The sequence below is a fragment of the Tahibacter harae genome (assembly GCF_024437735.1).
GTDB classification, from domain to species: Bacteria; Pseudomonadota; Gammaproteobacteria; order Xanthomonadales; family Rhodanobacteraceae; genus Tahibacter; species Tahibacter harae.
This window is the reverse complement of record NZ_JANFQO010000057.1, coordinates 1-4,765: the sequence shown is the minus strand read 5'-3', so window position 1 is coordinate 4,765 and position 4,765 is coordinate 1. Positions and strand designations below refer to the sequence as shown.

Here is a 4,765-nt window from a genome sequence, read left to right as displayed (position 1 = left end):
CGTCGGTCTTTTCGCGGCGGAGGCCGTCGGCATGGTAGGTGAAGTGGAGGGTGGTGCCGTTGCCTAAACTCAAGGCCTTCATGCGGTCGCGGGCGTCGTAGGTGTAGACGCGTGGGGTACCGCCGTTGACGAGCTGCGTCGCCAGGTTGCCGTTGTCGTCCCAGGTCTGGGTGAGCTGGATGCTGGCGATGGGGTCGTTGCGGTTGGTGAGCTGGTCGCGCAGGTTGTAGGTCAGCGTGGAATCGCTGATGAGCGTTCCTGCGCCATCGGTGACGCGTTCGTGTTCGCGGTTGCCGACGGGGTCGAGGGTGTAGACGGTGGTGCGGCCGGGTTCGTCGACCTGGGTCAGGCGGTCGGCGTCGTCATAGGTGTAGCGGGTGAGTTGGGTGGTGTTGGCGCTGACGGGGCCGTTGGATTCTTCCTGGATCAGGCGGTTGCCGTTGGGGTCGTAGCGGTAGGTGTAGCTGGCGATGGGCTGGCCGGCTTTGCGGTGGAGCAGGGTTTCCAGGCGGCCGGTGTCGTTGTAGGTGTAGATCGATTCCGCGCCGTCCGGTCGCGTTATCGACTCCAGGCGCCCCGCGGCCGTGTGGGTCTGCCGGGTGATGCCCAGCCCCGGCAGGCTGATGGCGGTGTTGTGGTTGAGGTCGTCGTAGGACCAGACGGTGGTCTGGCCGTCGTGGTCGGTCAGTTCGGTGCGGTTGCCGACGTCGTCGTAGCGGTAGGTGAGGTGACGGCCGTCGCCGTTAGTCACATCGGTGAGGCGATCGAACGGATCGTAGGTGCGGGTTTCGGTGCGGGTGGTGCCGTCGGTGGTTTCGGCGACGCGGCGCAAGTTGCCGTTGCCGTCGTAGGCCCAGGCGGTGGTCTGGACTTCGCCCGCGGGTGCCGCGACGTAGGTGCTCAGGGTCGGGCGGCTGAGGGCGTCGTAGGTGGTCTGGGTGACGCGGCCGTTCGGGGCTTCGCTGGCGGTGCGGTTGCTATCGGCGTCGTAGGTCCAGGTCCATGACCCACCACCCGGATAGGTCTTCCCGGTGAGGCGATTGCGCGCGTCGTAGGTGAAGACCGTGGTGCGCTGGTTGGCGTCGGTGACCTGGGTACGGTTGTCGACGCTGTCGTAGCCGAAGGTGGTGGTGTTGGCGAGCGGATCCTGCACGGTCTGCAGGCGCCCGGCGGTGTCGTAGGTGTAACGCCACGTGGCCGCTTCGCCGGTGGGGCGCTGACGGCTTAACGGATGACCCGCGCCATCGTAGGTGTAGCGCGTGGTTTCGCCGGCCAGCGACTCGGATTCGAGGTAGCGCCGCTTCGTGTAGGTGTACGCCGTCGTGCGCCGGTCCGCATCGGTATGCGTGGCGATATCGCCCAGCGGCGTGTAGGTCCAATCCTCGCGGGCGCGGTTCGCCGTGAGGGTCTGGGTCTTGCGGTTGGCGGTGTCGTAGGTGAAGCGGGTTTCGCGGCTCAGCGCATCCCATTGGGCGATCACGTTGCCTTGGGCGTCGTGTTCCAGGGTTTGCACGACCAAGCCGTCGCGGGCCTGGCCGACCAAGCGGTTCTCACGGTCGTAGGCGCTGACGCTGAGCACACCGCGGCGATCGGTATGCGTGAGGACATTGCCTTCGGTGTCGTAGGTCCACGTCTGCCGGCAGGTGCCGCTGCCGCCGGCCTCGCAGGGCAGGGGATCAACCTGGGCGGTGCGCCGGTTCAGCGCGTTGACCTCGTACGTCGTCGTCTGGCCACGCCCGTTCACCTCGGCCACGACATTGCCGACCGCGTCGTAGCGTGTGCGCGTGACGGCCGTTTCACCGGCGACAGCCGGATAGGTTGTTGCGGTGCGCCGTCCGAGCGTGTCGTACTCCTGCCGGGTCACACGCCCCAGCGCATCGGTGATCCGCTCGACGTCGCCGTGGATGGTGTGGCCGTACGTCCGTCGCCGCTGACCGGGCCCCGGCAATTCCTCCCGCACCAATCGATGCAGCGCGTCATGGAACGACCGCGTCACGCGGCCATCCGCATCGGTCACGGTGTCGGGCAGGCCATCCGGCGTCCACGTGCGCGTCTCGACATGGCCGTCACCGTCGCTGCTGACGTGGCGCCGATCCCGCCCATCGTAGCTGTGGCTCAGTTCGCGGCCGTTGGCAAACGTCTCGCGGGTGCGATTGTTGTTGGCATCGTAACCGTAGCTCGTGAACTGGTCGGGTGCTGGACCGCGTTCCTCGATCACGTTGTTGCGCGCGTCGTAGCGGTAGCGGACCGTATTCCCCCGCGCATCGCTGCGGCTCGTGACATTGCCGACGCCATCGTAGGTCTGGCTACGCACACCGCCTTCGGCATCGACACTGTCCTGCAAGCGGCCGGCGGCGTCGTAGCGCCATTCGCGCACCTGCGCACCGGAACCGCCCGCATTGCTGCGCCGCTCGCTGCGCTTGAGGTCGCGGCCATCGTAGGTGAGCGTGGTCGTGCGGCCCAGTGGGCCGGCTTCGGTGATCAGCCGGTCGCGGTCGTCGAAGGTGCGTTCGGTGACACGGCCTTCGGCATCGCGGCTCAGGCGGGGATTGCCGTTGGCATCGTAGGTGGTGCTGTCTTCCAACCAGCGGCTGCCGCTGTCGTCGATCAGCTCACGCCGCACCAGGGTGCGTGCGTAGCTCGGGTGTTCGTAGCGGTATTCGGTGCGGCGGGCGTCGCCGTCGCCAGTGGCGCCGGCACCGATAGTCTCGCTGAGCACATGACCCAGCGCATCGTAGGTGACATGGGTGGTGCGCAGCGTGCCGTCGTCGCCCGCCTGGCGGGTGTATTCCAGCCGGTTCACGGCGTCGTAGACGTACGTCGTTGCGTGGCCGCCGAAGTCGGTCTCGGCGACAAGGTTGCCATTCTTGTCGTAGTCGCGTGTGCGCGTGTCGTCGGCGACGGTCTCGCGCTCCAGCCGGCCCATGAGATCAAATTCTTGCCGTGTGATGACACCGCGCGGATTGGTGATCGTCACGGTGCGCGCACTGTCGGTATAGGCACGCGTTTCGTTGGCACCGCCCGGCAGGGCCGTCGTCAACACCCGGTCGCGCGCGTCGTAGGTCCACCTCGTGGTGTTGCCATTGGCATCGGTCTGCGTCAGCCGCCGGCCGCGTCGGTCGTAGGTGCTCGCGCTGACGTCGCGCAGCGGGCTCTCGGTTTCGACCAGCTGACCATAGGTGTCGTAGCGGAACTGCCAGACCTGGCCTTCGCCGTCGGTATGGCTGGTGCGATCGCCATTGACGGCATAGGCATCGTGCGTCGTGACGCCCCCGCGTTCGACCGTGATCGGATTGCCGCGGTCGTCGTAGGCATAGCGGGTGATGATCTGCCGCGCATCGGTTGCGGTTGCGACGCGGTCCTTGATGAACGGCGCAACGAAGGCGTCGCTGGGGTAGTAGGTCCAGCTGCGATCCTGCAGGCCGTGCGCGGAGCTGACGTGCTCGGTGAGCTTGTTGCCGGCGTTGTCGTAGGTGTAGCTGGTTTGCGTTCCCAGGCCATCGGTCACGACGTCCGGTTGCCGGTGCAGCAGATTCCATTGCGTCGTCGTGGTCGTACCGATCGGATCGGTCTGGACCTCCACGGCACCTTGGCGGTTCAGGGCATAAGTGGTCGCCTGCAGACGTGCATCGGTAACGACGGTGCTGACCGGGCCGACACCCCGCAGCTCCGGATAGACGAACCTGGTCGTGCCCAGATCGGCTTCGGTCAGCGTAATCACGCGCTGCTCGGGCAGGAAGTCCACCTCGCTACCGCTGCCGAACGGGAACGCACTCCAGCCCAGGGCGTAGTCGTAGCGGCGCGTGGCGCCGCTGATCGCATCGCGTGCGGTCTTCAGGCGGAAGCCGAACTGGACGTACTTGTTGCGGCCCTCGGGTGTACTCAGGATCAGCCCGCCGAGATCGTCATACGTGTACTGGCTGTGACGCTGTCCTTCGCCACTGCCGTCCGTGCGGATCACATCGGTCAGGTTGGCGCGGTTGTCGTAGGTGTAAAGGACAACGAGCCCATCGGGTCCACGCGCTTCGCGCAGCAGGGTGTAGCTGTCGAGAATGCGGATGCCGTAGGACTCGCGTTCCGCCACCACCTGTTCGTAGACCAGATCGATACTGCGACCGGCACTGTCGCTGATGCGGCTGACCCGCGCCTGGTCCGCGGTCACCTCCCAGCTGTACGTCACGCGATTGCCGTTAGTGTCTTCCACAAAACTCAGCCGCGGCCCTTTCAGATCGGCCTGCGCATAGTGGAAGTGCGTCCCATCCTTGGCGTAGAAGTCGTAGACGTCCCCGCGCTGCAGCAAGGTGCCGTGATAGCCGAACTGCGCGGTGAAGGTCTGCGTGCCGTCGGGCAGCTGACCGCTGGGACTGAAGCGCTGACCCTGGCCACCCGGCCCCACAACAATGCGCTGGCCGCAATCATCGACCTGCACCTGGCCATCCAGATCCGCCGACCAGCCGCGGCCGAAGAAGCCGACCTGGTCGCCGCTGTGGCTGGCGTAGCTGCGTTCCAGACGCAGCCCCGGGCCGCGGCCACCGACCGCAATATCGCTCTCGCCGATCACCGCACCGCCGGAATACAGATCCACGCCCTTGACGAAGGTGTGCGCGAGCGTCAGCGGATCACGCCGGTCGGCGCGGCTGTTGACGATGCCTTCGCGGGTTTCTTCCTGGCCGTCGGGCGTGCGGGCGATCAGCTCGAACTGGTACTCGCCCAAGGGCAGGTCGCGCGGTTCGATCAGGACTTCATGCGCGCCAAGATCCTGCGC

The 4,765-nt window shown here is 66.5% G+C and carries 1 protein-coding gene; it reads right to left on the bottom strand.

From position 1 onward, the window contains the following. A partial coding sequence (locus tag NM961_RS23710; RefSeq protein ID WP_255916903.1) for a DUF6531 domain-containing protein occupies positions 1 to 4,765 on the bottom strand: 4,765 nt, incomplete at both ends.